General features: G+C 33.4%; 34 protein-coding genes. 17 read left to right on the top strand and 17 right to left on the bottom strand.

Annotated features, from left to right (window positions below):
• Positions 1-64: 64 nt before the first annotated feature.
• The gene (locus tag AC3OCB_RS03285; RefSeq protein ID WP_498340769.1) at positions 65-781 is read left to right on the top strand and encodes a purine-nucleoside phosphorylase; all 717 of its coding nucleotides are present in this window, start codon (positions 65-67) and stop codon (positions 779-781) included.
• On the top strand, positions 778-1,971 hold the full coding sequence (locus tag AC3OCB_RS03290; RefSeq protein ID WP_498340770.1) for an HD domain-containing protein: 1,194 nt from the start codon (positions 778-780) through the stop codon (positions 1,969-1,971). The genes AC3OCB_RS03285 and AC3OCB_RS03290 overlap by 4 nt, the downstream gene beginning before the upstream one ends.
• Here AC3OCB_RS03290 and mvaD read toward each other — a convergent pair.
• Together mvaD and AC3OCB_RS03300 are read right to left on the bottom strand one after the other, a co-directional pair.
• A complete protein-coding gene (mvaD, locus tag AC3OCB_RS03295; RefSeq protein ID WP_498340771.1) occupies positions 1,963-2,937 on the bottom strand; it encodes a diphosphomevalonate decarboxylase in 975 nt (324 codons plus the stop codon). The two genes, AC3OCB_RS03290 and mvaD, sit on opposite strands and share 9 nt — an antisense overlap.
• Complete coding sequence (locus tag AC3OCB_RS03300) at positions 2,927-3,874, bottom strand: phosphomevalonate kinase (protein WP_498340772.1); 948 nt, start codon at positions 3,872-3,874, stop codon at positions 2,927-2,929. The genes mvaD and AC3OCB_RS03300 overlap by 11 nt, the downstream gene beginning before the upstream one ends.
• A gap of 38 nt (positions 3,875-3,912) precedes the next feature.
• Between AC3OCB_RS03300 and AC3OCB_RS03305 the strand changes: the two genes are divergently transcribed.
• The 3 genes from AC3OCB_RS03305 to AC3OCB_RS03315 are packed head-to-tail and all read left to right on the top strand — an operon-like array spanning position 3,913 to position 5,411.
• Positions 3,913-4,530, top strand: coding sequence for a hypothetical protein (locus AC3OCB_RS03305; RefSeq protein WP_498340773.1), 618 nt, complete (start codon positions 3,913-3,915; stop codon positions 4,528-4,530).
• A gap of 33 nt (positions 4,531-4,563) precedes the next feature.
• A complete protein-coding gene (locus AC3OCB_RS03310) occupies positions 4,564-4,848 on the top strand; it encodes a winged helix-turn-helix domain-containing protein (RefSeq protein WP_498340774.1) in 285 nt (94 codons plus the stop codon).
• On the top strand, positions 4,848-5,411 hold the full coding sequence (locus AC3OCB_RS03315) for a hypothetical protein (protein WP_498340775.1): 564 nt from the start codon (positions 4,848-4,850) through the stop codon (positions 5,409-5,411). Before AC3OCB_RS03310 ends, AC3OCB_RS03315 begins: the two co-directional genes overlap by 1 nt.
• Here AC3OCB_RS03315 and lrs14 read toward each other — a convergent pair.
• Complete coding sequence (lrs14, locus tag AC3OCB_RS03320; RefSeq protein WP_498340776.1) at positions 5,403-5,732, bottom strand: Lrs14 family HTH-type transcriptional regulator; 330 nt, start codon at positions 5,730-5,732, stop codon at positions 5,403-5,405. The genes AC3OCB_RS03315 and lrs14 overlap by 9 nt on opposite strands.
• A 71-nt stretch (positions 5,733-5,803) precedes the next feature.
• Between lrs14 and AC3OCB_RS03325 the strand changes: the two genes are divergently transcribed.
• On the top strand, positions 5,804-6,169 hold the full coding sequence (locus AC3OCB_RS03325; RefSeq protein ID WP_498340777.1) for a GIY-YIG nuclease family protein: 366 nt from the start codon (positions 5,804-5,806) through the stop codon (positions 6,167-6,169).
• Here AC3OCB_RS03325 and AC3OCB_RS03330 read toward each other — a convergent pair.
• Complete coding sequence (locus AC3OCB_RS03330) at positions 6,162-6,929, bottom strand: tetratricopeptide repeat protein (protein WP_498340778.1); 768 nt, start codon at positions 6,927-6,929, stop codon at positions 6,162-6,164. The genes AC3OCB_RS03325 and AC3OCB_RS03330 overlap by 8 nt on opposite strands.
• A 174-nt stretch (positions 6,930-7,103) precedes the next feature.
• Between AC3OCB_RS03330 and AC3OCB_RS03335 the strand changes: the two genes are divergently transcribed.
• Complete coding sequence (locus AC3OCB_RS03335) at positions 7,104-7,397, top strand: hypothetical protein (RefSeq protein WP_498340779.1); 294 nt, start codon at positions 7,104-7,106, stop codon at positions 7,395-7,397.
• Positions 7,398-7,548: 151 nt separating this feature from the next.
• Here the strand turns inward: AC3OCB_RS03335 and AC3OCB_RS03340 are convergent, their stop codons facing one another.
• The 4 genes from AC3OCB_RS03340 to AC3OCB_RS03355 form a co-directional block, all read right to left on the bottom strand.
• Positions 7,549-8,178 (bottom strand): hypothetical protein, encoded by a 630-nt coding sequence (locus tag AC3OCB_RS03340; RefSeq protein ID WP_498340780.1) that lies wholly within the window; start codon positions 8,176-8,178, stop codon positions 7,549-7,551.
• Positions 8,179-8,454: 276 nt separating this feature from the next.
• The gene (locus AC3OCB_RS03345) at positions 8,455-9,156 is read right to left on the bottom strand and encodes a winged helix-turn-helix transcriptional regulator (protein ID WP_498340781.1); all 702 of its coding nucleotides are present in this window, start codon (positions 9,154-9,156) and stop codon (positions 8,455-8,457) included.
• Positions 9,157-9,233: 77 nt separating this feature from the next.
• Positions 9,234-9,434, bottom strand: coding sequence for a DUF1059 domain-containing protein (locus AC3OCB_RS03350; RefSeq protein ID WP_498340783.1), 201 nt, complete (start codon positions 9,432-9,434; stop codon positions 9,234-9,236).
• Between the two features lie 235 nt (positions 9,435-9,669).
• Entirely contained in the window at positions 9,670-9,804 is a 135-nt protein-coding gene (locus AC3OCB_RS03355) for a hypothetical protein (protein ID WP_498340784.1), read from the bottom strand.
• 470 nt (positions 9,805-10,274) lie between these two features.
• Between AC3OCB_RS03355 and AC3OCB_RS03360 the strand changes: the two genes are divergently transcribed.
• Positions 10,275-10,580, top strand: a complete 306-nt coding sequence (locus AC3OCB_RS03360; RefSeq protein ID WP_498340785.1) for a DUF4898 domain-containing protein — start codon at positions 10,275-10,277, stop codon at positions 10,578-10,580.
• Positions 10,581-10,586: 6 nt separating this feature from the next.
• Here the strand turns inward: AC3OCB_RS03360 and AC3OCB_RS03365 are convergent, their stop codons facing one another.
• Complete coding sequence (locus tag AC3OCB_RS03365; protein ID WP_498340786.1) at positions 10,587-11,198, bottom strand: trimeric intracellular cation channel family protein; 612 nt, start codon at positions 11,196-11,198, stop codon at positions 10,587-10,589.
• 399 nt (positions 11,199-11,597) lie between these two features.
• Between AC3OCB_RS03365 and AC3OCB_RS03370 the strand changes: the two genes are divergently transcribed.
• On the top strand, positions 11,598-12,749 hold the full coding sequence (locus AC3OCB_RS03370) for a hypothetical protein (protein WP_498340788.1): 1,152 nt from the start codon (positions 11,598-11,600) through the stop codon (positions 12,747-12,749).
• Positions 12,750-12,847: 98 nt separating this feature from the next.
• Here the strand turns inward: AC3OCB_RS03370 and AC3OCB_RS03375 are convergent, their stop codons facing one another.
• Both AC3OCB_RS03375 and AC3OCB_RS03380 read right to left on the bottom strand, forming a co-directional pair.
• Positions 12,848-13,417, bottom strand: a complete 570-nt coding sequence (locus AC3OCB_RS03375) for a hypothetical protein (RefSeq protein ID WP_498340789.1) — start codon at positions 13,415-13,417, stop codon at positions 12,848-12,850.
• Positions 13,378-13,572: a hypothetical protein gene (locus AC3OCB_RS03380; protein ID WP_498340791.1), complete on the bottom strand. Its 195-nt coding sequence runs from the start codon at positions 13,570-13,572 to the stop codon at positions 13,378-13,380. The genes AC3OCB_RS03375 and AC3OCB_RS03380 overlap by 40 nt, the downstream gene beginning before the upstream one ends.
• A 102-nt stretch (positions 13,573-13,674) precedes the next feature.
• Here AC3OCB_RS03380 and AC3OCB_RS03385 point away from each other — a divergent pair, with 102 nt between their 5' ends.
• Both AC3OCB_RS03385 and AC3OCB_RS03390 read left to right on the top strand, forming a co-directional pair.
• A complete protein-coding gene (locus AC3OCB_RS03385; protein WP_498340793.1) occupies positions 13,675-14,337 on the top strand; it encodes a hypothetical protein in 663 nt (220 codons plus the stop codon).
• Positions 14,338-14,376: 39 nt separating this feature from the next.
• Positions 14,377-14,712 (top strand): hypothetical protein, encoded by a 336-nt coding sequence (locus AC3OCB_RS03390; RefSeq protein WP_498340794.1) that lies wholly within the window; start codon positions 14,377-14,379, stop codon positions 14,710-14,712.
• Between the two features lie 75 nt (positions 14,713-14,787).
• Here AC3OCB_RS03390 and AC3OCB_RS03395 read toward each other — a convergent pair whose 3' ends face one another.
• From AC3OCB_RS03395 to AC3OCB_RS03405, 3 genes are read right to left on the bottom strand one after another with little or no spacing between them, the layout of a single operon-like run.
• Positions 14,788-15,024, bottom strand: a complete 237-nt coding sequence (locus AC3OCB_RS03395) for a hypothetical protein (protein WP_498340796.1) — start codon at positions 15,022-15,024, stop codon at positions 14,788-14,790.
• Positions 15,012-15,410: a hypothetical protein gene (locus AC3OCB_RS03400; RefSeq protein WP_498340798.1), complete on the bottom strand. Its 399-nt coding sequence runs from the start codon at positions 15,408-15,410 to the stop codon at positions 15,012-15,014. Before AC3OCB_RS03400 ends, AC3OCB_RS03395 begins: the two co-directional genes overlap by 13 nt.
• 2 nt (positions 15,411-15,412) lie before the next feature.
• On the bottom strand, positions 15,413-15,868 hold the full coding sequence (locus tag AC3OCB_RS03405; protein WP_498340799.1) for a hypothetical protein: 456 nt from the start codon (positions 15,866-15,868) through the stop codon (positions 15,413-15,415).
• Between the two features lie 341 nt (positions 15,869-16,209).
• On the opposite strand from AC3OCB_RS03405, the gene AC3OCB_RS03410 reads away from it, so the two are divergent.
• From AC3OCB_RS03410 to AC3OCB_RS03425, 4 genes are all read left to right on the top strand, one after another.
• Positions 16,210-16,854: a hypothetical protein gene (locus tag AC3OCB_RS03410; RefSeq protein ID WP_498340800.1), complete on the top strand. Its 645-nt coding sequence runs from the start codon at positions 16,210-16,212 to the stop codon at positions 16,852-16,854.
• A gap of 141 nt (positions 16,855-16,995) precedes the next feature.
• Complete coding sequence (locus tag AC3OCB_RS03415) at positions 16,996-17,151, top strand: hypothetical protein (protein ID WP_498340801.1); 156 nt, start codon at positions 16,996-16,998, stop codon at positions 17,149-17,151.
• Positions 17,152-17,330: 179 nt separating this feature from the next.
• A complete protein-coding gene (locus tag AC3OCB_RS03420; RefSeq protein WP_498340802.1) occupies positions 17,331-18,068 on the top strand; it encodes a hypothetical protein in 738 nt (245 codons plus the stop codon).
• Positions 18,069-18,112: 44 nt separating this feature from the next.
• Entirely contained in the window at positions 18,113-18,448 is a 336-nt protein-coding gene (locus tag AC3OCB_RS03425; RefSeq protein WP_498340803.1) for a hypothetical protein, read from the top strand.
• Positions 18,449-18,502: 54 nt separating this feature from the next.
• Here the strand turns inward: AC3OCB_RS03425 and AC3OCB_RS03430 are convergent, their stop codons facing one another.
• Positions 18,503-18,880 carry a cupin domain-containing protein gene (locus AC3OCB_RS03430; protein WP_498340805.1) on the bottom strand — a complete coding sequence of 126 codons (378 nt, stop codon included), beginning with the start codon at positions 18,878-18,880 and terminating at the stop codon, positions 18,503-18,505.
• Between the two features lie 609 nt (positions 18,881-19,489).
• On the opposite strand from AC3OCB_RS03430, the gene AC3OCB_RS03435 reads away from it, so the two are divergent.
• A complete protein-coding gene (locus AC3OCB_RS03435; RefSeq protein ID WP_498340806.1) occupies positions 19,490-19,915 on the top strand; it encodes a hypothetical protein in 426 nt (141 codons plus the stop codon).
• 220 nt (positions 19,916-20,135) lie between these two features.
• Positions 20,136-20,735, top strand: a complete 600-nt coding sequence (locus AC3OCB_RS03440; RefSeq protein ID WP_498340807.1) for a hypothetical protein — start codon at positions 20,136-20,138, stop codon at positions 20,733-20,735.
• Between the two features lie 7 nt (positions 20,736-20,742).
• On the opposite strand, the gene AC3OCB_RS03445 is transcribed toward AC3OCB_RS03440, so the two are convergent.
• Both AC3OCB_RS03445 and AC3OCB_RS03450 read right to left on the bottom strand, forming a co-directional pair.
• Complete coding sequence (locus tag AC3OCB_RS03445; RefSeq protein WP_498340808.1) at positions 20,743-21,579, bottom strand: hypothetical protein; 837 nt, start codon at positions 21,577-21,579, stop codon at positions 20,743-20,745.
• 520 nt (positions 21,580-22,099) lie between these two features.
• Positions 22,100-22,939 (bottom strand): hypothetical protein, encoded by an 840-nt coding sequence (locus AC3OCB_RS03450; RefSeq protein WP_498340809.1) that lies wholly within the window; start codon positions 22,937-22,939, stop codon positions 22,100-22,102.
• Positions 22,940-23,720: the final 781 nt, after the last annotated feature.

The raw sequence follows: 23,720 nt of genomic DNA on the forward strand, positions 1-23,720 counted from the left end.
GATGATGAGCGCCGGCTGTAATGACGGGTGAAGAATATTTTAATATGCTGATTAATCATATGGTATGAACCCAGTCCATATTCTTGCAAAGAAAGGGGATGTAGCGGAAAAAGTAATAATAGCAGGAGACCCAGGTAGGGTCAAAAGTCTTTCAAAGTTTTTAGAAGAACCAGTCTTGGTTAATGAGAATAGAGGCTTTTTGGTTTACACTGGTAAATACAAGGGGGAAAGAATAAGTATAGCAACCCATGGCATTGGAGGACCTTCTATAGCAATAGTTCTCGAAGAACTAACAATGTTAGGAGGAAGAACTTATGTTAGATATGGTACATCTGGAGCATTAGTACCAGAATTAAGTTTAGGTGACTATGTAATAGTCTCTGGAGCTTCGTATAATCCTAGTAGCATAGTATATCAGTACTTTAAGGAGCAAACTTGCATCTCAGCAACCCCAGATTTTGAATTAACCCTATCATTATACAACTCATTTAAAAACAAGGGTCTAACAGCACACGTTGGTAACGTGTTCAGTAGTGATGCATTTTATGCAGAGGATGAAGACTTCGCAAAGAAATGGTCAGAAAGGGGGAATGTTGCAGTTGAGATGGAATGTGCAAGTCTTTTCATCTTAAGTAAGCTAAGGAAGATAAGAAGCGGTGCGGTTGTAATAATAAGTGACAGTTTAGTCAAAGGAGGATGGATAAGCAAAGAAGATTTAGAGAAAAGAGTAAATGAGGGTGCAATAGCTATTTTAGACGCTTTAGTTAATTTATCACAATGAAAATAATTAGAGATCCTATACATGGTTACATTGAAATTAGCGACCAAATTCTGCCAATTGTTTCCTCTCCTTTTTTCCAAAGGCTTAGGTATATTACACAAACGGCTTTAGCTTATATGGTTTACCCTGGGATGAGGCATACAAGGTTTGAACACAGCCTAGGTGCAATGCATCTAGCTAAGGAGTTTCTCAATTTCATTTCTTTTAAGGACGTAGATTTTATAAATGAAGACTACAAGACCCTCGTTTCAATTTCAGCTTTATTACACGATGTGGGTCATGTAGCTTTTTCTCACACTTTTGAATCAGCCTTGCAAGTAGCGAAAGACGTTTATGGTTCTGATGTAGAATATTATGGAAAGGAAACCCACGTAAAATATGGTCTTAGGTTAATTCAAAAATATTCAGATATGTTTGACAAACTAGGAAGGAACAGTAACATTAGCGACCCAGTAAAATTTTTGGTTTACGTCATTGGTTCCGAACCTAAGACTGAGGAAGAGAGATTAGCGTCAAAAATTATTTCAAATTTCATTGATGCTGATAGAGGTGACTATTTACTTAGGGATTCCTATTATGCTGGTGTTGGTTATGGTTCATACGACATTGAGAGGTTAAAAAGAGTTTTAGTTTACGTTGACGATAAAATCGCAGTTCTAAAAAAAGCAACTCCAATAGTTGAACAATTTCTTTTAGCAAGAATGTATATGTTTGAGAATGTTTATTTTCATAGCGTAGTAGGAATGTATAACGCAATCCTTTCTCATGCCATTGCAAATCTTATTATTAAAGAAAAAATTGACTTGCAAGACGTGGAGAAAATAACAGATTACAGAATTTTGTCCTTGATCGAAGACACAGAATATAAAGACCCAATTCTATTTAGGCAAGGTTATAAGAGGATAAAGAAAGACATAACACAAGAATGTTTCTCTAAAATTGATAAGAACGAGTTAGTAGAGCTAATGAGAGAGACGAAAGGTAAAGTAATTTACTATGAATTCTTTGATGTACCCTACAGCGAGGCTAATGAAGCAGTTTATATTTACGATGGTGAAAAAATATCTCAGCTATCTAGAGTTTCTTCAATCATAACGTCTATTAAAGACCTCCAAAAAGGAATAATAGTTTATCATAAAAGTATGGAAGATAAGGTAAAGAAATACAAAGAAATCCTTAAGTCATGTTAAAATTTTGGGTCCTCCACCAACTTTAGCAACAATAAACTTGCTAACCCCGATTGTCTGAAGGAATTCTATTACTTCGTCTTTGTACTTTTCAGTTGTAAATATATGAGGGTTAGGTCCCGCATCAAAAGTATAACCAGCATTTCCAAACTCTTGCACCCATTCCATTACCTTGAAGGAAACATCATTTAAATAAAAGAATGAAGGCCAAGAATCAAGGATTACCGCATGCATACTATTACTGTGTCTCATTAACCAATAATAGAACTCCTTCTCGTCTCTCTTTCTGATACTATCAATTACTTTAGGCAATGTCTCTTCAATAAAAGAAAGCCTACATTTCATTAAAGGAGACGACTTCGCTGTTTTTATCATCCCTTCCCTCGATGACACTTTTTTGCTCTTTTCACTCACAATCGCTATTATATCTACTAACTCAGTCCAGTGAGTTTCAGGGAAAATCTGGTAACACATGGAGTCCTCGCCATCATCTCTCTCCCCTTTTTCCCACAAAACAAATCCTCCAGCAGTACTCCTACAAGCACTACCAGAACCTATCCTTGCAATCTTTGACAACTCTCTCTGGGATAACCCAAGACCTAAAGCCTCATTAACTGCAAAAACTAAAGCTGCTATACCTGCAGCTGAAGACGCTAATCCAGCAGATTTAGGAAAGTTACTCCTTGATTCAACTCTAGCGTAAATTTTCTTGCCGTAAAGCTTTCTAAAGATCTCTAACACTCTTCCACTGTACTCTTTTACTTCCTCTTCTTTGGCTCTTTCACCGTTTATGTAAACTTCATCTTTGTCAAATTCATTTGAAAAAGTGACCTTGGTTCTAACTTCAAGCCCAGAAAGGGAGACTGAAACTGAGGAGTTTAAAGGCAAATTTAACTCTTCGTTTCTCTTCCCCCAGTACTTTACTATTGCTATGTTAGAAGGTGCAGTCGCTTCAGCTTCAAGAGTCAATTCTTAACCCTTCATCCTCTTTTAACTCAATAACTAAAACGTTTTCCTTCATCCATCCTTTCTTAACTTTACTTAAATCATCTCCAATAGCAAACACAGACTCTCCACCTGCCCCGGGAGATAAAGCAATTAAAGCGGAGTTGTTTTCTGCCATTTCAATTAGTTTTCTCATTTTCTCATTTTCTATCTTTATCCCTACAACCCTTTCAGCTAATGAATTTAAGTATCTTCTTGCTAATCTCACATGTTCGCATGCCTCATCAATCTTACCCATTTTTAAGAGCTTAATAGCCATTAAGTTTTCTTCGTCTATATATCTCATCGTGATCTTAAACTCCTCTTCCTTACTTTTTTCAACAAATTTTGCAACTGAGTTTACTGTATCATAACTCTCACCAATAAAGCCTAGAATCATTTCATAATTCCCGATTTTAAGAGGCTCAATCTCACTGTCAACTTTGTTTATATCATTAAACCTTCTGTACACGATAGACCCATAAACAGCTGATGCAATATCAAATCCGCTCCCAATACCTCTTTGTCTAATATAGTTTGCTTTCTGTGCAATTTTGTAAATCTCGTCCTTGTCCAACCTCTTGAATAAGTTATAATAAATACAGCCAGTCAAAGCGACAGTTGACGCAGAAGAACTGCCCAAACCAGTCTTCTTTCCGTTAATCTGAAACTCTTTATCATTATATAGCTTAACGTGAATCGGAGGGATAGAGCCGTATTTTTCTCTCATTACTTGAAGTACACTTTCTATCAACGCGTTGCCTTTTTCTTTAAATGTTCCATAACTCGTCTCAAAGACAAAAGAATCAGAGTTTTCTACTTCACATTTAACTCTCTTATCAACAGCTATTACATGTGATATTCCTCCGAACACTACTGAATAGTTTCCAATCCACAAGACCTTACCTGGAGCACTAATCACATGATGAATTTTTTACCCCGATTATATTTTTGTCTCCTATGGAGTTCATGAACAAAAGAGATAGACTAATTTTAACTACTATATCTCAAGCAGGTCCTGCAGGAGTTGAGCTTACGACTCTTCTAACCTCTCTTTCCCCTCTTCTTACAAGGGATAGTATAATGAGAAGTGTTGAAGAACTCCTATTAAAAGACTTGATAAAGATAAACAACTTAGGTCAAGGAGAGATTAGGTATATTGCGTCTAAAGAAGTAAGGGATGCGATGATAAATCTAGATATAAACAGACTAAAGGTAGCTGAGTACATTAAGGAGCTAAATACTAAAAAAGATGAGATTTTGAGTATTCAAGATAAGAATCAACAAATAGAAGAATTAAAGAAAATCGTAACTGAAGGACTTTTGGTAATTTCTTCTGGCATTTTAAATCTGTTAAACTCTATGCCAGAATTAACTATAGCTGAATATATAGAGTCTATTCAACCTCTCACAGAAATTTTAGAGAAACTATACAAAATAGTGGAAAAGCCTTATACAAAAGAAGAAACCGAAGCAATTCTGAAAATTATAGAAAAATATAGAGGAGAAAGAGACTCGAAAGTGTTAAAAGAAATATTGGAAAAAACTCAATCCTCTCAAAGGGAGAAGTCTATATAAATCTTTTTATACTGTTGCGTTTTAAATTATCATATGAGATTTAAAAGAGATCAGTTTGAAATAGTTGCTGACATCTTGGAGAACATCAAAGAGGGTAATAATTCAAAGTCTTCATTGATGAAAAATGCTAATTTAAGCTTTACTATTTTAAAGAAATACTTAGACTATTTAATAGAAAAAGGATATATAGAGGAAAAGGACTCTTCTTATATAATAACTGAGAAAGGATTATCTACGCTTGAAAGACTTAAAAAGATGAGACAACTAGAATTTCAATTGGCAGAGCTTATTAGTGAGTTATCAGAAGAATTATTATAATGGTAAGTCAAGTTTATGTGCTTTTGTTTGCCAGTTTATTAGCGTTAAATATTAACGTTATCTTGCAATATTTCGTATTGAAATCCAAGATTAATAAGATTGAAAAAGAATGGAGTACTATAAAGTCCTTAATGTCTCTTTCTTCTTTTAGAAATTATTTAAATGTAGTATCTGCTGACGAAGCACAAGATGTATTAGAACAGTTATTAGTAGGTCTAAGAACGCTCCCCTCACTAGATTTAGTAACAGATCAAGTTATAGAAAAACTAGGTTCACTTAAACACGGGTTAAAAGCTTTGTTAGATTCTTTAGAGCTTATCGATTCTTTAAATTCAAGGTATTTTAATATTAAGAAGTACTATAAAATGGGTTCATTAATGGCTTATTCTTCTTCAGTAATTCTTTTTTCAAGTATTGCTTTATTAAATACCCTATATTTTCCTATATTCTATGGGGTTTCTGCAGGCTTAGCCTTGAACTCATTACTTCTTCTTTTAAGTATATGGGTAGATATAAGCAAAATACAAAAAGCTAAGAAAAAGTTAAAAGAGCTATTACAATGAAAGTTGCATTTTCTTAGAACATTCTGCTAAATCTTTTTTTAACTTTTCTGTTATCCCGCTAACAATTGAATAGTAATATTTTGGTCTTCCTATTCTCTTATCATCAACGCTTTTATCTCTTATAACTAATCCAACGTCTATTAGTTTCTTTAAACTATTCTCTATTGTCGTTTTACTGACTTTCATAATACTTGCTAATTCCTCAGAAGTTGTGGGTCTGTTTAACTCTAATAACTTGAATAAACAATCAATATCGGTATCTGTAAGCTTATAACAACATCTTATTGCGTCTTTAGCGTCCCTTAGTTTCTCAAGACTCATATATTTAAATATTAAATTACTAGTAATAAAACTTTATCAACTTTTTTATGTTTCAACTTCTTTATTGAACTATGAAAGGATATCTTATTTTATTTTGTTGTAAACAAGGAATAATAAAGCTTTCTACCGGACGAGAATTTGAACTTAACAAAGGTTATTATGCTTACGTTGGTTCTTGTGGGGTTAATTGCTCAAAAAGGATAAGCAGACACATGAGCAAAGAAAAAAAGAAGTTACACTGGCACGTTGACTATTTAACTCAACTCTGTGAACCAATAGGTGCAATAATACTTGAAAAGGAAGAAAAAGAGATAGCGAAAAAGCTTTCAAAACTAGAATATGTTAAAGGTTTTGGTTCGACAGATGATAAAGAAAATCCTTCCCATCTTTTTAAATTCCACGAAATAAGAGAGCTCATCTCTATTATTCTCAGTTAGTGTTATCTTTTCCCTTCTTTTCGCTAATTAACTTAATATCTTCTATTGCCTCGCTCTCTTTGCCTAACTTCATGAGAGCTTTTGCCCTTCTCACATAAGCCCTAACGTAGTCAGGGTTTATTGATATTGCTTTACTGTAATAACTTACAGCTTCCTCATATTTGCCAACGTTCTCCATTAATAAACCCTTGTTAAAATAGGCTTCTGCATAGTAGGGGTTCAAACTCATAGCAGTATTTAAATCATCTTCTGCCTCTACCCCAAGTTTCATTTTAGTTAAGGCTCTATAATAATAAAGTTCAGAATCGAGAGGATAGAGAGATATAGCATTGCTTAACTCTCTCAAAGCATCATAAAGGTCTCCAGTATAATAGTCTATTATCCCCTTAACTTTATAATACAAAGGAGAAGAGTTATCTAACCCAACTAATTCTTCTTTCCCTTTTTCATACTTTTCCAACTTCAAATACGCTAAAGCTCTTAACAATCTCGCTTCATCATCATTACTGTTCTTAAGCACATCTAAAGCATCCTTATACATCCCTTTTGATATATAAATCCTCGCAACCTCAACAAAGTTCTCCGCTTTCATAAATGCGTCAACAGCTTTGTCATCTTCGCCTAATTCTCTTAAGATCTTTCCTAGCATGTTATAAGCGTCCTTTGATGGTCTTTGATTAACTAATTCTTCTGCCTTTTTAAGAGCAGCAACTAAATTGCCCTGAGTGTAATATTCTTCAATTTCTTTTATTGTACTCACAAAAATATTTTTGTCATAAGAGTTTATAATATTTATACACATGAAATCCGAGACAAAGTACTAAGTCTATAATACTTTATTCTCTTTTACAAATTTTTTAGATTGAACCAGATTTACTTTCGAATAGCTGACCAACCCTCTACCTTAAAACAGAAAGAAAATAAGCGAAATAGCATGGAGCCATTTTACTTTAAATCTTATGAAAAAGTGGTAGGAGTAGCACATGACGTAAATGAATTAGAGAAAGAGATTGAGAGGATTGGGAAACAAGACCCAGCTTGTGTAAATTGGCACTTGCAACAAGGTCATATAGTGGCATGGTTAAAATATATTGGGAATAACACTCTTGCAGAAATGTTAAAAGGTGTTAATGATTGGAAAGAAGCCACAGCTAGGATTAGAGACTACTATACAATTCAGCAGAAAGCTACTCAAACTAGAAAGTGGAGAAAAAGACATACTTGGTAAGGAGAACACTATTATTTTTCTTTATAATTTTCAAGATTCGTTTTTAGTCATCTTAAGGTAATTGATGTTAAATAAAATTTTTGTATCCTCCTTATTCTATCAATCGGTAATTAATTTCCCTTGACGAGTTTCTCTCACATCTTTTTTTGCGTCAGACTTTTATTAGTACATAGTTTACTCCTAAGTAAATTAGAAAGAATAATCCTAGAAACAACTCATTTATATCAAAAAATATCTCGCTAAATAACATAGTCCCTAGACTGAAAAGCAAAGAGGAAAGCACGAATTTTAAATGAGGTAATCTAATCCTTGCAATCTGTTCTTTCAACGTTGCGGTAAGTATAACAACTAAAATTCCAGCAATAACTGCGCCTAGAAGTGCTGAAGAGTAGCTCTTAGGAATTAAAGCCAAAATTACAAGGGCAGCTTCCAATCCCTCGACTGCAGATACAGTAAACACAATACCAGCACCCTCTTTCTCCTCTTCCTCTCTTTTTACCTTGAATAGCTTCTTGAAATATCTCCTTGCGCTCCTTATAAGTCTATAACCAAAATAGAAGAGAATTACCGCTGCTACTAGAAGGAAATAGTTAAGTGGCACTAGATAAATGAACTTTCCTAAAGTAAAAACGGGGATAAAAACTACTAAAATACCTAATACCGCATAAAGGAATGGTTTTGAGTTCTTTAAAATGTTATGATAAATAGCTGCAACTGCCCCTGCCTCTGATAACTCTAAAAGGGAAATACCTAATGAAGCAAAGAACACCCCTATATCCATGAGGGTAAGATAAGACAAAAGAAAAATAAGTTTATCATTAAGTGTACTAGTATACTGAATAGTGCATCTAAACAACGCAGATGTGACCGAATGCTAACGTCAATAATACAGTTGCTCAGTTAAAATCCAAGTGAAATTACCAAGTTTAACGCTTAGTAGTCTTACTATTATGTAAAGTCGTGTGTTAATAAAGTATTTTATAATTTAGATTTTCAGACATTATTCCTCGATTTTCTATCTAAATTTATATTTACAATCTTTTTTATCTCCACAATATCAAGCTTTAAAGTCATAATCTGATATTATCATAACATCCGCGTTTTTGTCAGCTTGTCTAGCTCCATTAATATACTTTTTAGCAGTTTCAATATTATCAGCATAACAGGCAGTAATCCCAGCATATCCATCTGTGAACTGCCATATCTTACACTCTTGTAAAACTGATGAAACGTCTTCTATATTCTTAGAAAATATTGAGAAGAGAACTATATCAGCTTTTCCTACATCTATCTGTGGAACAACTTGAATGAGACCCTTATGCTTTAAATATGTAATCTGTTTTTCTATTTTCCTAGCACTTACCCCTAGTTTCTTTGCTATATCAGAAGAAGGTAACCTTGGAGAAGTCTTTAGGATCTCTACAATTTTCTTATCCAGGTTTGACGGTTTAAAGAGTGACTGGGCTGGTAAATATTTTAACACCGGTTCACCTAACTGCTTAGTCATATATTCCGTCTTATCTTTCATATCTTCATTATCAGAGTAGTGAACTCCATACACACTATACCATTCTAAACATCTCAGCTTGAAAGATAACCAATCGGCGTTAATATCATTATAGTTTTTAAATACGATGAAGAATTGGTATTTAGAGAAGAAGTTAGGATTAACGTAAAGCTTAAAACCTTTTAGAATACCGCTCTCTGCTAGCCTCTTAAACCTATAGTTTAGTGTGGCAGGGGTTAGTCCTAAAAGCATTGTAATCTTTCTTTGACAAATCCTTCCATCCTTTAGAAGATAAAAAAAGTATTCTCTTTTCTATAATTTCCATTATTCTACACACTCTTTACATTTTGTTTTATCTTATCTAAGACCTCACTTGGTATATTAGTCATATTATGTGCTTCTTTAGAACGTACCTTCAATATTTCTAATAGTTCTTCTGCAGAAGCATTCTTAACTTCAAAACTACGGTTCATCCGTATGCTAGCATAACTAAATTCTAAGTTCTTCTTTTTACCAAATCCAAATACCATAAAGCCTATTACATTTAACAGTTATATAAGGTCTGATTAGAAGATTTTAAACGCATCTTAAAATAAATGATAAAGAGTTTAGCATCATGTCAAAATATATCTCGGTCATTGACCCTAATATTTACCATAACACAATAACTAGTCGGGGCAACAAATAGTACCAAATTAATTTTACTGACCCAACTGGGGATTGTTTGAACAGCATCACTGCTCTGGAGAATGCTGTGAGAACTCATTATAGTGTTATTCTTATGGCTAATGTGACAACTTTAATATAGGGGACTCTAGCTGACGGCACTACTTCTAAATCATTATAAGTTGTTATTCCGGGCACTACTTCACTAAGCCAGTTATTTAATCCAATAAACATGATATTATACTTGAATGACCCAAGTGTATGCTCAATCTCAGTCTAAACCTTTAAAGACAGCCTTTTCTTATTTTCTTAAAGATTTTTAGATAGTGTTTAACCTAAAAATTACGTTTCTAATACTTAGATTTCTACTTGCATAAAGCATTTCTCAAAAATTCCACCATAAGTTTTTGTAATTTTCCCTATACGTCATATCTACTAGGCGAGAGTTCCATGAAAAGGTAATTTATTTAAGTGTCTATTACTTAGTTTATTATAGTGAAGACAACTCCCCAGACTGATTGATGAGGATTCCTTTAAGTACGGAGTAATATCCAAATAGCTAGAATGGTGTAATAAAACCTAGGTAATAGAAAAAGTTTTGGTGAAGTTTGGTATTACTTAACGGAGTTTTAAAGGAGTTATATAAATTATACATGAGAAAGTTTTTTAAATAGTATGCCTTAATCTATCATGAGGGATAAGAAATGACAGTAAGTATCGGGAAATTCGTTGAGGATGACATTAGTGGGCTAAGCGATAGGCTTGGATACAGTATGTGTTGGTTTTATAGTCTTACTTGGGTGACTGATTTTGAAAAATTCTTGAATACGCTTTTTAAGTCTAATAAAAGCTTATTTGTTGTCCTCCCAGCATCAAGAGACGATAAAGATAGATTAGAAGCAATTATAAGGAACATAGCACACAACAATAATGCCTCAGTAATGATACTTTACAGTGAAAGATTGTCATCAAAGAATTTTATAGTGTGTAATAAATCTTCTGGGAAATAAATTTTCTTAATTATTTAACGGTTTAGGTAGTTCCCATTTCATCCTTAAAGCGACAATTCTAAGTAACGTAGTTATTACGAAGGAGATGAGGATTGCATATTCTTCGTTAACTCCTTCATATTTTAGCATGAAGAACGTGAATGAACCAATTATTGCTGCACTTGCATAAAACTCTCTAGTTAACACCAAGGGAATTTCGTTAGAGAGTAAGTCTCTAATTACTCCACCTCCCACTGCAGTAATAGTACCAATCATAACTACGAGTAAAGGGGAAGGATAAACGGAATAAGCTAATGAAGCTCCAGATGACGCAAAAGCTCCAAGACCTATTGCATCAGCATAAAGTAAAGGTTTATTTACGTTACTGAAGACCTTGTAGAAGATAAAAGTGAAAAGACTAGAAATAAATGCGGTAAGAGGGTAAGGGAGATAAACTAGGTTTGTTGGTGGTGTCTTTCCTAAAAGCAAATCTGCAGTAATCCCACCACCTAGTGCTGTGGAAAAACCTAAGACCAAAACACCTAATAAGTCCATTCCTTTTTTAATTGCCTTCATAGAACCTGAAATTGCAAAAGCGATTATTCCAATGTAATTGGCAAGTTCTAAGACCAAGTTCACATGTTAATGTTTTTCTTATTTTAATAAGATTATGCGAGAAATGTTGTACTAAAATTAGTTAAAAGTAAGTCTTGTTCTTGCATATATATGTTTATCCTGATTATCTAGTGTAAACTCCCTTTGGTCCTTTTACTCGATGCCTGTAAATATTGTTCTTTAACATAGTATAAGCTTATCTTCTTCCCTTGATTTGAATACCAGTTTCCTTATCCTCTTTCACTTTTCCTCTTTACTATTTAGCTAGTTCTTGGAACTGTTCGAGGGCATTCTGTCATAGTTTCTCATTTGTTTACTGTATATATATTAATTTCAAGGACAGTTTTCCCAAGCTACATAATTTAATCGCAATGCTTTAATATTTAATGCCAGCTAATATTAATAGTAATGGTGTTTTAGGCTTTGTCAACGATTATCGAAGTTGATGAATATGGTAACGGTTTAAATACTTCTGTTGACTATTACTTTGTTATTGATGGCAATAGAGTAGTCCATATATCTAAGTATGCTATTTCCATATATAGAGAACGTTATGGAGTTAGATATAAAGTGGATCTTAACATGCTAAGAGGTAAAACCGTTATAAGGATTATGGGTAGTAAATCTTCGGGATTATATAACGAGATTTATATGCTTCCTGCTGAGGATTTAGGAAAAGAAAATAAAGAGTGGATACGTAGACCTCTCTCCTATCTTAATAATTTAGAATTTACATATTTAACGCAAGAGGATAGAGAATTCCTCTTAAGTGATTGGACTCACTATTATTTTCCTATGCTTCAACAGCTCCGCAAACTATTAACTATTACTGAAAATTATAACACATTTATTCTTCCGCAACCTTTATTGCACCGTCAGATTAAAAGTGGTGCAGATTATCCTTTATCATTTTTAGTTCCTGATTCTTACTCAAGAAGAAACTCATTAAAAATGCTAACTAAGCAAATACATCAAATATGGTTATTATCACGCATAATTGCTGAGTTAATCATAAATAAGGTCATCAAGGATTTTGAAAGACCCTTTGTTGGAAATTATAAAATTGTATCATTTAAACAGAGCTCTTCATATTCAGTAGCAACTTTCAGTTGTAGTTGTGGAAACTGTTCAATTTGGCATGAGTTTGATATTCATCCAGTTACAATGTTTGATGGTGCAGGATGGCAAAGGGTCGAACCTCCTAGCTCTTTAAAAGAGTTTTATGAAAGAGATTTAAAGATATCGAAGAGCAAAAAACATTCGTTAAGGCCTGATATAGTAATATTATGTGGTGTTAATAGTTATGAAGATTTCTATAAGGTCGATAAGGTTAGAGTTAGGGTTCTCATTGAGTGCAAGAATCAAGATATACAATACTGGAGTAAGGATATAATTGATCAGATAATACCGTATAAACAAATATTCCAGTCAGACATAACTATAGTAGCTTCTCTCAAAAAAGTTCCAGAGAGTGTTAAAGCCAAGTTAAACCAACAAGGAATCAAAGTTATAGACGAAGTATATCCAGAGGGCAAAGGAGAAAAAGAGTTACTAGAGGTCATAAAATCAGCGTAGAAACTTCTTATGTTAGATAAGTGTGCAGATACGGCAAAGTATATACTTCAGCATTAACTAGATTAAAAACCAAGGTTTTGATAGAACATTTACTTTTCCTAGCAGTACTCTTTAAGTTTTAGGTAGTAATCGTAGATGTTTTTGCTTTTTGCTTCTTTTCCTAGGTACTCTTTATTTATCATCTCTTTTTGGGCGCAGTAAACTAGAACAGATTTCATTTTGTCTTCTGTGCTTTCATACAATTTCCATCCCTCTAAGTAAGTCAGAATAACCTCTTCCGCAGGAATAATATAAACTGAGTATTCATCCACGATCAGTTTCTTAGGTTCTCTCTTCCTATCATAAACGTTTGATACTATATCAATTCCTTTTTCTGATATCTCTCTCATTCTCGGTAGCATAACCCTTAAACCTAGGTCGGAAATTCTTAAGAGAACTCTTCTAACTAGTTCTGCGTCACCTTCAACTATTATGTCAACATCTCCAGTTCTATAGCTCCTTCCAGAGTAAATTTCTGCTGCAAATCCTCCTACGATTATTATTCTTCCTAGTCCCTTCTCCTCCAGAAAGGTGTTAATTATTGCAAGGAACTTAAGAAATCTGTCAGTCTCACTCCCCTTTAACTCATTCAATCTTGATAATATCCACCCATACAGTTCGTCTTCCAATATATTACTTCACCTTCAATTTTAATACAACCAGATAAAGTCATCACTTTGACGTTTTCCTCAGCAAGCTTAGCTAACCTCTTCAGATCTTCTTCGGATATCCTAACTTTCCTCTTTTTAGGTCTTTCTTCAAGGAGTTTAAGTAAAACTGACACAATAAACTCTCTCTTTCAAGGTTTTTAACTATTATGATGTTTAACATAACATTAAGTCGCTGATTCATGAAAGGATTTAAGAACGAAGACAAATAATTACTTATGGAATTACAAGAGAGAGCTAAAGAGGAGAAAGAACTAGACAATTTAAGAAAAGTTATTAATGAACAGATCGATAACTTAAACAAAAGTAATGCTACTTACGAGTTTTTGGATTTGTTATTAAGGTATGAGGAATTTGAAGAGCAAATGGGCAAATCCAAGTACTTTGGAAGTTTGGCTAAATCAGCTTATAGTGTTGCTCTTGATTATACATGCATTGCTCCTAAATCCCCTTATGCTCGTGAATTAGCTCTTATTCACCTTCTTTTATCGCGATTATATGCAGATATTGCTGATGCTATACTTAAGGACGCAGATTTAGATTCCGTTATTCTAGATGTAATTAAATTCTCAACTTCACTAATTAATTTCCCGCTTCTAGTAAATGCTATACAAAAACTCTGGGAAATATCAAAGAAAATAGACGATATAACACTTGATCGTCAAATCAAAGCGCAACTTAAAGAAGATTTAAAGGGATTAGAATTTGCATTAAAGGGAAAGCATATAGGAATTGAGGAGTTTGATGATGGCATATTTATTGATATTAATAGAGAAGAAGCTTTTCACAATGAGATCCACGAAGCGATAGTTGAAGTTTTTAGGGATAAAAATAGGAAAATTGTGGCAATTGATATAACATATGAAGATAAAGAAGATTAATAGGGGTGGGCTTTTTATTTATAAGTAGAGAATAACCTCATGTGCTATGATGTATTAGGTGAACTTAAAGGTTGCATAATAACATTTCACGCATTATTTAGGATTGATACACATAGGGAAATGTTAAAGAAATGTGGCATTGACGACAAACTTCTTTGTTATTGCATTGAGAAAGTTTGCAAAAATCCTAACGTGTATCACAGTGAGGGGAAAAGGGGAAACGAAGTACTGTATCATAGATGTTTTAATATATGCGGAAGATTTTACACTGAGATTGTATACAAGATTGGAAGCGTAATCATTATAACTGAGATCTTAACAACGTCTCTGAAAAAGACAATAAATAGGTGTGGATCATATGAGCGTATTAAGTAGACTTTATTTATCTTCTTTTATCGCACTTATACGCAGATACTGCTGGTGCATTGCTTCAAGAGGTGAATTTAGATCCTATCCAGATATAATCAGACTCTCGATTTCACTAACTAATTCCCAGCTTTTAATAGAAGGGTTTGTGTATCTCTTGTTATGTAATTTGTAGCTCTTGATTGCCCAATAGTTGTATAAAGAGAAAAATAATGTGCTTGCAATCTTGCGTAAAAGTACTGCGTTAATTGAAGTTTTATCTACAATCTGTTTAATACTATCTATTAATCTTCTAGGATTTAATTCCTCTACCTCCGACATATTAAAGCTACCTTTCTCGATAAGTCATTAAACCCTTCATTGTTCATGTAAGCTTTAATCACCTTACTTAGCTTTAATCCCGTATTTTTATCACAGTCTAAATCAATTTCAACAAATGCTAGCTTTTCACTTTCGACATCTGAAAATGGGAACATTTTGGCTATATGAATTATATCACCAAATAGGTCTTCAAACCATAATATGAAGGCGGAAAGCTTTCTTATATCTACCTCATCTTTAATAATTTCAATTGCATCCTCACTTAAGTATTTTCTAAGAATGTCTACAGCGTCTTGAATAGTTATTGCGTTATAAATTTCTCTTAAAGACGTGAGTCCGTTCTCCGACTGTTGAACAAGCATTTCAGCATTATTACTTATCACCATTTTCATTCACTCTTTTTCCATGAAGTTTTAGTTACCCATCTAACGGTATATATCGGTTCTTTCTGTATCGTCCTATACTCAGTGTTTTTAGCAACAAGCAGAGGATCTAATTCAGCCCTAATTATGTATTTCTCCTTTTTGTTTAAAAGAAATTCAACCTCTTCATAAGCTAATTGCTTTTTAGTGATGTCAATTAAAGTCCAACCATCCGATGGTGTTTTACCAGGCTCTATAAGTGGTTTATCTTTAACTTCATTTAGTGCGGAATCTGAAGGATAAACAAATATTCCACCAGTAGCTAACACGTTAAACTCTACTCCGAATGGAGAAGGAGTTTGAAGAGGTTTAATATCAACTATTGCAGTACGTAGAATAATAGTAGTGCCATCTGAAAGCTTAACATAACCTAAATTGAAATCCTTAAGCTTGAATTTTTTAAGAAGAGCAATCTGAGACACGTGTCTCCCTTTCTTACTTTACTTATTAAACTTTATTGTTTATAGAGCTATGCTGATGTCATTAATCCTTATGTGAGCAAAATCCTTGACACAAGAGTTAGCAAACAACAGGGAGTAAAACTTGAATTCAATAAAGAGGAAAACATTAACAGAGACTAGCCAGAAATAGCTTTTAGGATCAATCTTAAAAACTTGCTTTTGTTAATAAAGAAATAGACGCACAAAAGGTTCTTTCGTTTTTGTACGAGAGTAATATGTAGATATTAAATCTCTAGCAATAGTAAGAGAGTGAGTGGTGAATATCACATAAGATTTTAAGAGGGATAAACAAATTATTACCTATGGAAGTACAAGAAAGAGTTAGAGAGGAAATAAGCGATCTGAGAAAAGCTATTGATGAGCAAATTGATAAAGTAAGTAAAAGCACTTCAAATAGCGATTTTAAAGAATTATTAGAGCATAAAGAGCTTATTGACAAAATGGGTACGGTCGAATACTTTAAAAGTTTGGCCAAATCTGCCTATTATGTTGCACTTGATTACATAAATGTCGCTTCAAAATCCCCTTATGCTCGTGAATTAGCTCTTATTCACCTTCTTTTATCGCGATTATATGCAGATATTGTTGATGCGTTGATTAAAGGGGTTAATTTAGACCCTATCATTCCAGATGTGGTAGAAGCCTCGGCTTTATCTATTGATTTTCCATTAGCAATATACGGACCACAAAAACTAGATGAGATTTCAGAGAAAATAAATAACATAAACATCGATCAAGATATTAAGAAAGAACTTATAGAGGATTTGAACAAGCTTATAAACACATTTAAAGTTAAGATTCTTGAGTTTGACGACGGCTTAATGATTTTCGTAAATGACGAGAAATTTTCAGGTTTTGAAGATCATGATGCAATAGTTGAAGTCTATAGAGATAGGAATAAAAGAATTGCTGTAGTTGATATAGTATATAATGATAAAGACGACTAAAACGCGTCAATTATTTATCTAATTGTTTCTAAAAAGAAAACGGACTTATGTGTTATGATGTTTTAGGAGAACTTAAAAATTGTAGATTTTCTAAGCATGCATCACATAGGGTTACTCTACATAGGAAACTATTGAAAGATTGTGGCATTGATGATAGACTTCTTTGTTACTGCATTGAAAAGGTTTGCAAGAACCCTGGTGTTTATCATAGAGAGGAGAAGAGAGGAAACGAAATATTGTATCACAGATGCTTTAACATCTGCGGAAGATTCTACAATGAGATTGTATACAAAGTAGGAAGTGTAATCATTATAACTGAGATCTTAACAACCTCTCTAAGGAAGATAATAAAAAGATGTGGGAGTTATGAGCGTATTAAGTAACTTCAATATCAAAGAGCAAATATTACTCTTTTTAAGTCGTTGCTTAACTAAACTTTCTAGCTTCAACCACTATCAAGTCGGACTATCATAAATATGCTAGTGTCTAAGCTAGTTAGAGTAAAAGGATTGTCAGAAGCTATAATTAAAGGTTTTAAGAACGGATACAAATACTTTGTTATGGAATTGCAGAGAAAAATCAAGGAAGGAAAAGAGATAGAAGAACTAAAGATAGACGTTGACGAGCAAATTAACAACTTAAGCAAAAATCCCACAAATGGCGATTTTAGAGAGTTGCTACTGAGGTATGAAGAGCTTATTGCAAAAATGGGTAAGATCGAGTACTTTGAAAGTTTAGCTAAATCAGCTTACAGTATTGCCCTTGGCTATGCAAATCTTGCCTCTAAATCTTCTTATGCTCGAGAATTAGGCCTTATTCATCTTCTTTTATCGCGTTTATATGCAGACATCGCTTATGGATTGATTAAAGGGGAAAATTTAGATCTTGTTATCCCAGATATAAAGGAAGTCTCAGTTTTGTTTACAGATTTTCCACTAGCGATATATGACCCACAAAAACTGGATGAGATTCAAAAGAAAATAAACAATATGAACATTGATGAAGCCGTTAAGAAAGAGCTAGTTGAGGATTTGAACAAGCTTATGAACGCATTTAAAGTTAAGATTGAGGAGTTTGATAACGGCTTAATGATTTTCGTAAATGACGAGAAACTTTCAGATCTTGAAGATCATGATGCAATAGTTAGGGTATATAGAAGTACAAACAGGAAAATTGCTGTTATCGACATAGTATATAATGATAAAGACGAGTAAGACGTAAAAGTTATTTACTTTTCCTCCTAAAAGAGAATAAGCTTATGTGCTATGATGTGATAGGTGAGCTTGAAGGTTGTAAATTAACATTTCACGCATTACGTGAAATCACTAATGATAGGGAATTATTAAGACGTTATGGTATTGACGACAAACTTCTCTGCTACTGCATTGAAAGGGTTTGCAAAAATCCTAGCGTTTATCATAGAGAGGAGAGACAAGGGAAAGAGATAATATATCACAGATGCTTTAATATCTGCGGAAGATTTTACACTGAGATCGTATACAAGATTGGAACTGTAATCATTATAACTGAAATTCTGACAACGTCACTGAGGAAGATAATAAACAGATGTGGGTCGTATGAGCGTATAAAATAGCTTGTGATAAAAACCTTTTCATGTTAAAGGATCTTCTTTTGACTCTGGAAACTTTTATTCGCACTTTTCATCAACAGTGTGTGTAGTCATGTCATCTGGATAATCAATTATGCAAAAGAACTCTAATGGCTCATCGTCATTTACAAACGCATGTTTCACATTTCCATCAATGAAGATGTAGTCACCCTCTTTCATCTCAAATTGTTTATCAGCAACACAAACCTTGCATTTCCCCTTTACAATTACAACTGTCTCTTGATATTTGTGATAATGCATTGGAATTATGCCATGAGGGTCTAAAGTAAATCTCCTTACTGCGTAATGTGCTCCCTCGTTCTTTGTTACTAACCATTGAATGTAAGCCCCTTTTGAACCTTTAATTGCAACTGGTTGTTTTTCGACCTTTTGAATGTTTGAAAAGTAGTAGTCCATGAGTTATGAATAATAAAGGGGTTTTTAAGTTGCACTGTTCTCTGCACAAAATTAAAAAATGGAAAGTGATTCTTTCAATTACAAAAAATCCCTCCTCAAAGTCAATCTCTAGAGTCTATACACGTCATTTTTAGGGCTTTATTTTCAGCTTGCAGAGCAATTTTTATTTTCACTCTTTCCTGGGTTATAAAAGACAAAAATTGCTTCTCACTCTTTTAATTTTCATTATTTCTCTCCTTTTTTCTATTTCCACAGGAACTTTCTTTTCCCCTAAGTTTGTCGTGCAATAAGGCTTTTATGTAAACTAACGTATAAGTTTACGTTTAGTTAAAATCTCGTAAAATTGACAAGTTAAGTCGGAGTTAACTGGACAAAATATTACTTGAGTCTAACGTAGAGAATGAAAAGTCCTAAACTCCACCTGAAGCGGGGGGACTCCAAATCTTTACTCAAATTGAAAGTAATACTTTCATAAGTAATACGTGGTAAGAGTAAGTGAAAGGAGATAGCCCAAACGTAGTATGTCTTTTTAGGAATAAAAACTGACTAGTGAAAAATATAAATGTTGTAAATAGCGAAAGTTTTTAATCAAGGTTCAAAATATATCTTATGGAAAACTTCAACGTTGTAGTTTCCTCTAACAGTGTGAAGCAAGAGAAAAGTGAAGGAAAAATTGTTATTGATAGCCCAGTAAGGATAGTTATAGAGCTGTCTAAACAAGCACAAAGTTCAACTTCGGTATCTGCAGATGCGACTGTGACCATTTATAGAGACCCTGAAGGTAAGATAGCAAAGGTCGACATTATCTTTAAGTATCCTCTCTCGGTAGAAGAAGATGTTAACTCTGTTGTAATGAGGAGTGATAAAGAAGCAAGAAAAGCGTATGAAGAAGGCAAATACGTCTTAGTATGTGATGGCAAATTTGTTGGCGCTTATGATACTGAAGAGGAAGCAATTAAGCATGCAAAAGGATATGAACGCTGTAGAATTGGAAGCAAAAAATATCCTAAGGTAATTGAAGGAGAGCTGATTTGAGTGAGTGCTTTAAAATTGAGGGTAGACCAGAAATCGAAGTGTAAATAATAAATGAAATAAACGGAAGAGAAGTTAGGGTAAAAACACTTATTGATACTGGTTATAGAGGTTCACTGCTTGTTTCTTATGACGTCTATTCTTATCTGTCTCAGCAGGAGTAGAAACGGACTTAAAATACTATACATTAAATGGTCTAATAGAAGTAGAGAGAGGTACGGGCATGTTAGTTAAGATCGGAAAGCTTTCAATTCATGCTTCAATTGAAGCTCCTAAATATCATTGGTTTGAAATTCCATTTAATTTAATTGGAAAGGAATTACTTAATAAGCTAAGAGTTAGTATAATAAAAGGGGAAGAAGTATGCTTTGAAGATCCTCGTAAAAAGATTAATATGCTAAGTGAGAATGTATATAAGATGCAAGCATTAAAGACATATTTTAAAATTAAGAAGATTGAACCGACTGAGATTGAAGTTAAAGCTGGTGATGAGGATATAATAGTAAGGTTGTTTGTTATACCAATCTCAATTTTCTCAACTAAAGCTGGGATCTCACCGATCGTAAACGTAGTTGTAACAGCTGACTCAAGTAAAAAGGTCTTTGGGGAACTTTGTACGCAAGACTTACTTTCCTCGCACAAGCCTGCAAAAGTCGAGGATTTTAAGGTAATTAATGAAGAGGGCACAATAATTCAAGTTGAAGACAGAGACTACGCAATAAAGGCTGAGATCTTAAATTTAAATGTATACACTGATTTAAGAGACGTTGCAGGTAATCCTTGTGTTAAAGTTTCTTCTTCCGTTATTACTTATAAGTTATAAAATTTATTTAAGCTAGAACAGCTAAACTCTCGATCAGATCTTCTACGTTTATCGCATATACTTGCATTTTCCCTTGTCCTTTAGTAGCAGTAGTAATAATCATTGATATAGCTTCAAGTCCGGTTCTGATTTCCTTATCACTCTTGCACATTGCCTTTTTCATTGTCTTATTTTCAACTACAATACTGCAATTCAGCTTATCAAAGCTCATTTTAATTACACCCAGGTTAAGTTGACTCATAACTTCATTCATCTTAGCTAACAAGCTTCCAGCATCTCCGGTAAACTCTGAAATGGGGGAAAGTGAAACTGAGGAAGAAGAGTTTTTTCCCATTGAAGAAAATAATTCTGCGTAAGATGGAAGGTACATTTTTGCATACCTAATAAAATGTTTTTCGACAATATGCTTTGCAAAGTCTTCTGCCGACTTTCCTAAAAGTCTATCCATAAAAGAGTCATTGTACTTAATATTTGCCGAAAAATACACCCTTGTTGAGTTATCTCCTAAGCTCTTTGTTATAATTTCACCTTCAAACTCAAGCTTGCCATCATTTGTACGCCCATAATATTTTATTCCATCCATTGTTACTTCTGGTCCTTTAAATATTCCATCAACGTATTTAGAGCCCCCTCCTCTCATGGGAAGGATAAATAAAGCATTGAATTCATTTGGCTGAGCTAATACTTTTTCAGTTTCGGCTTCGGATGAAGATTCCATATCTTTTTCTCCTTTAGACCCCAATATTGCAATATGACCAGAAATACCAGAGATTATAAATGGATCCATTGCAAATTTCCTCACATAAAACGCTGGAACATTAATAACTAAATCCCTTGTATACATAATTATGATTACGTTTTAAACCTTTATAAGCTTATCAAAGTTTTTTAAGGCAGTTTTTCCTTCAAAATTATTGTTTTTTAGATGTATAGAATGATATTCTGGTTACTAAAATTCGCTCCGGTATTAATGTATTAGCAAGTGATTTTTGATTGAAACTAGAAGAGTCGGTGTGTCTAGTTAAGATAATAAGAGGAATGGATATTTTCGAATACCCATGATAAAAAGATTAATATGATAAACTTAGGATACGACATTAAAAACTGTTTTAAAAATAAAAAGGTCAGCTGGAGCCGAGCTGTTTTGGCATTAATATCATAAGATCTTAGATTGTGGACTTAAGAATGTTCAGTAAACAGAAAATTTTGAAGTTTCTGTGTATTTCCTTTCAAGTAGGAATAGATAGTAGAGCATTAAGTTTCTATCTAAAATTAAAAATATTTCTAGAATATTATTTCCTTTGTAAATTACATGATTTTACATTTAATTTATAGAGATTGGTTCTTTTTTAATCTTCTAAGTTTTAAGCTAGAATACTTAGGCTTTCAACAATATCTTCTATGTTCAAGGCATATACTTCCATTTTTCCTTGCCCTTTGGCACTCATAATCATTGATAACGCTTCAAATCCTGTTTTAATTCCATTCTCTCCTTTGCATACCGCTTTTTTCATTGCCTTATTTTCAACTACAATACTACAATTTAGCTTATCAAAGCTTACTTTAATCACACCAAGGTTAAGTTGAGTTATTGCTTCATTCATCTTGGCTAACACACCTGCAGCATCTCCTGTGAACTCGGAAATAGGAGAAAGTGAAACTGAGGAAGGGGAAGACATGTCTCTTTGCCCCATTGAAGATAGCAAATCTGAGAAAGATGGAAAGTATTGTTTTGTATATGTTATAAAATGATCTTCAACTATATGCTTTGCAAAGTCAACTGCACTTCTTCCTAAAAGTCTATCCATAAAGGAGTCATTGTATTTAACATTTGTCCCAAAATACACCCTTGTTAAGTTCTCTCCTAAGCTCTTTGGTATAATGCTGATTTCGAACTCAAACTTACCATCATCACTATATCCAGAGTATTTTATTCCATCCATTGTTACTTCGGGTCCTTTGAACACTCCATCAGCATATTTGAAGTTTGAACCTCTTTTCAGAAGGATGAATAAAGCTTTAAATTCGTTTGCTGGAGCTGATAGTTCCCTAATTCTGTCTCCAAAAAGGTATTCGTTTTTCGCTTTATCCTTAAACCCCCGTATTGAAATGTGACCAGAGATACCCGAGATTATCAAAGGATCCATTACGAACCTCCTTACAAATTGTATTGGAGCGTTAATTACTATATCTCCTCTATACATAGTTTACTCATTCGTTTATTTATTTTCGTCTATTTAAGTTTTTGCCTAAATCTTTTAAACATTTTCAAGGAAATCATTTCTATTGGAATAGTAAGATATATTTAACTCCCTTAGCAGAGATTATATGATGAATAAATGAATGAAGAAGAGGAGTTTGCTTTATGTGGCTATAGATTTAGAAATTAATATTACTTAAAAATTAATTCTATGAAAAGATAAAAGTACTTGATTTAACTCTTTGAAAACAACTCACGCTACTACTGTTCGAGGAAAAACAACATAGAACTAAATTTTTAAAGAAAAGAAAAGCACGTTTTCAGTGAAGCTTAAAATATTTTTAGAATGATATAGCTATAATGATGAACACCCAACCTCCTGAAAGGTGAAGATGGCTAGATTGACTGACTAGATTTGTTCATGGTTGGCGAGATAAATCTTCACATTATTTAGTCTTCTATATGGAGAAACATAAAAAGCTAAATACATTTTAATAAGAGATAAATAGAAGTTTCGAGAAGAACATTTGACTTTTTGAATTTACATGAATAAATCTACAATGACTATAATTATTATCGGAAAAAAACATGGTAATAATTTACATCTCGTGTTTCTCTAAATAAAATATATCCTCCATCCGAAGAAATATTTTAAAACATGGATAAAGAAAATCTGTATTACCTTATCGCAAGACTTTTCTAACTTCCCGAAGCTTAAACTGGAAATTCACGTTAGTATTAGCTCCATAAACGATAAAAATTGCTAAACAAATACTTCTTATGGT

The organism is Sulfurisphaera sp. (assembly GCF_059755235.1).

Coding starts and splice junctions, on each gene's coding strand:
- AC3OCB_RS03305 (WP_498340773.1), top strand. CDS start 3,913: ATGGAGTTCATGAACAAAAGAGATAGACTAATTTTAACTACTATATCT.
- AC3OCB_RS03325 (WP_498340777.1), top strand. CDS start 5,804: ATGAAAGGATATCTTATTTTATTTTGTTGTAAACAAGGAATAATAAAG.
- AC3OCB_RS03335 (WP_498340779.1), top strand. CDS start 7,104: ATGGAGCCATTTTACTTTAAATCTTATGAAAAAGTGGTAGGAGTAGCA.
- AC3OCB_RS03385 (WP_498340793.1), top strand. CDS start 13,675: ATGGAATTACAAGAGAGAGCTAAAGAGGAGAAAGAACTAGACAATTTA.
- AC3OCB_RS03355 (WP_498340784.1), bottom strand. CDS start 9,804: ATGTTTATTGGATTAAATAACTGGCTTAGTGAAGTAGTGCCCGGAATA.
- AC3OCB_RS03340 (WP_498340780.1), bottom strand. CDS start 8,178: ATGGATATAGGGGTGTTCTTTGCTTCATTAGGTATTTCCCTTTTAGAG.
- AC3OCB_RS03410 (WP_498340800.1), top strand. CDS start 16,210: ATGGAAGTACAAGAAAGAGTTAGAGAGGAAATAAGCGATCTGAGAAAA.
- AC3OCB_RS03345 (WP_498340781.1), bottom strand. CDS start 9,156: ATGCTTTTAGGACTAACCCCTGCCACACTAAACTATAGGTTTAAGAGG.
- AC3OCB_RS03440 (WP_498340807.1), top strand. CDS start 20,136: ATGTTAGTTAAGATCGGAAAGCTTTCAATTCATGCTTCAATTGAAGCT.
- AC3OCB_RS03315 (WP_498340775.1), top strand. CDS start 4,848: ATGGTAAGTCAAGTTTATGTGCTTTTGTTTGCCAGTTTATTAGCGTTA.
- AC3OCB_RS03400 (WP_498340798.1), bottom strand. CDS start 15,410: ATGGTGATAAGTAATAATGCTGAAATGCTTGTTCAACAGTCGGAGAAC.
- AC3OCB_RS03445 (WP_498340808.1), bottom strand. CDS start 21,579: ATGTATACAAGGGATTTAGTTATTAATGTTCCAGCGTTTTATGTGAGG.
- AC3OCB_RS03425 (WP_498340803.1), top strand. CDS start 18,113: ATGTGCTATGATGTGATAGGTGAGCTTGAAGGTTGTAAATTAACATTT.
- AC3OCB_RS03285 (WP_498340769.1), top strand. CDS start 65: ATGAACCCAGTCCATATTCTTGCAAAGAAAGGGGATGTAGCGGAAAAA.
- AC3OCB_RS03395 (WP_498340796.1), bottom strand. CDS start 15,024: ATGTCGGAGGTAGAGGAATTAAATCCTAGAAGATTAATAGATAGTATT.
- AC3OCB_RS03390 (WP_498340794.1), top strand. CDS start 14,377: ATGTGCTATGATGTATTAGGTGAACTTAAAGGTTGCATAATAACATTT.
- AC3OCB_RS03350 (WP_498340783.1), bottom strand. CDS start 9,434: ATGGTATTTGGATTTGGTAAAAAGAAGAACTTAGAATTTAGTTATGCT.
- AC3OCB_RS03450 (WP_498340809.1), bottom strand. CDS start 22,939: ATGTATAGAGGAGATATAGTAATTAACGCTCCAATACAATTTGTAAGG.
- AC3OCB_RS03310 (WP_498340774.1), top strand. CDS start 4,564: ATGAGATTTAAAAGAGATCAGTTTGAAATAGTTGCTGACATCTTGGAG.
- AC3OCB_RS03420 (WP_498340802.1), top strand. CDS start 17,331: ATGCTAGTGTCTAAGCTAGTTAGAGTAAAAGGATTGTCAGAAGCTATA.
- AC3OCB_RS03360 (WP_498340785.1), top strand. CDS start 10,275: ATGACAGTAAGTATCGGGAAATTCGTTGAGGATGACATTAGTGGGCTA.
- lrs14 (WP_498340776.1), bottom strand. CDS start 5,732: ATGAGTCTTGAGAAACTAAGGGACGCTAAAGACGCAATAAGATGTTGT.
- AC3OCB_RS03435 (WP_498340806.1), top strand. CDS start 19,490: ATGGAAAACTTCAACGTTGTAGTTTCCTCTAACAGTGTGAAGCAAGAG.
- AC3OCB_RS03430 (WP_498340805.1), bottom strand. CDS start 18,880: ATGGACTACTACTTTTCAAACATTCAAAAGGTCGAAAAACAACCAGTT.
- AC3OCB_RS03290 (WP_498340770.1), top strand. CDS start 778: ATGAAAATAATTAGAGATCCTATACATGGTTACATTGAAATTAGCGAC.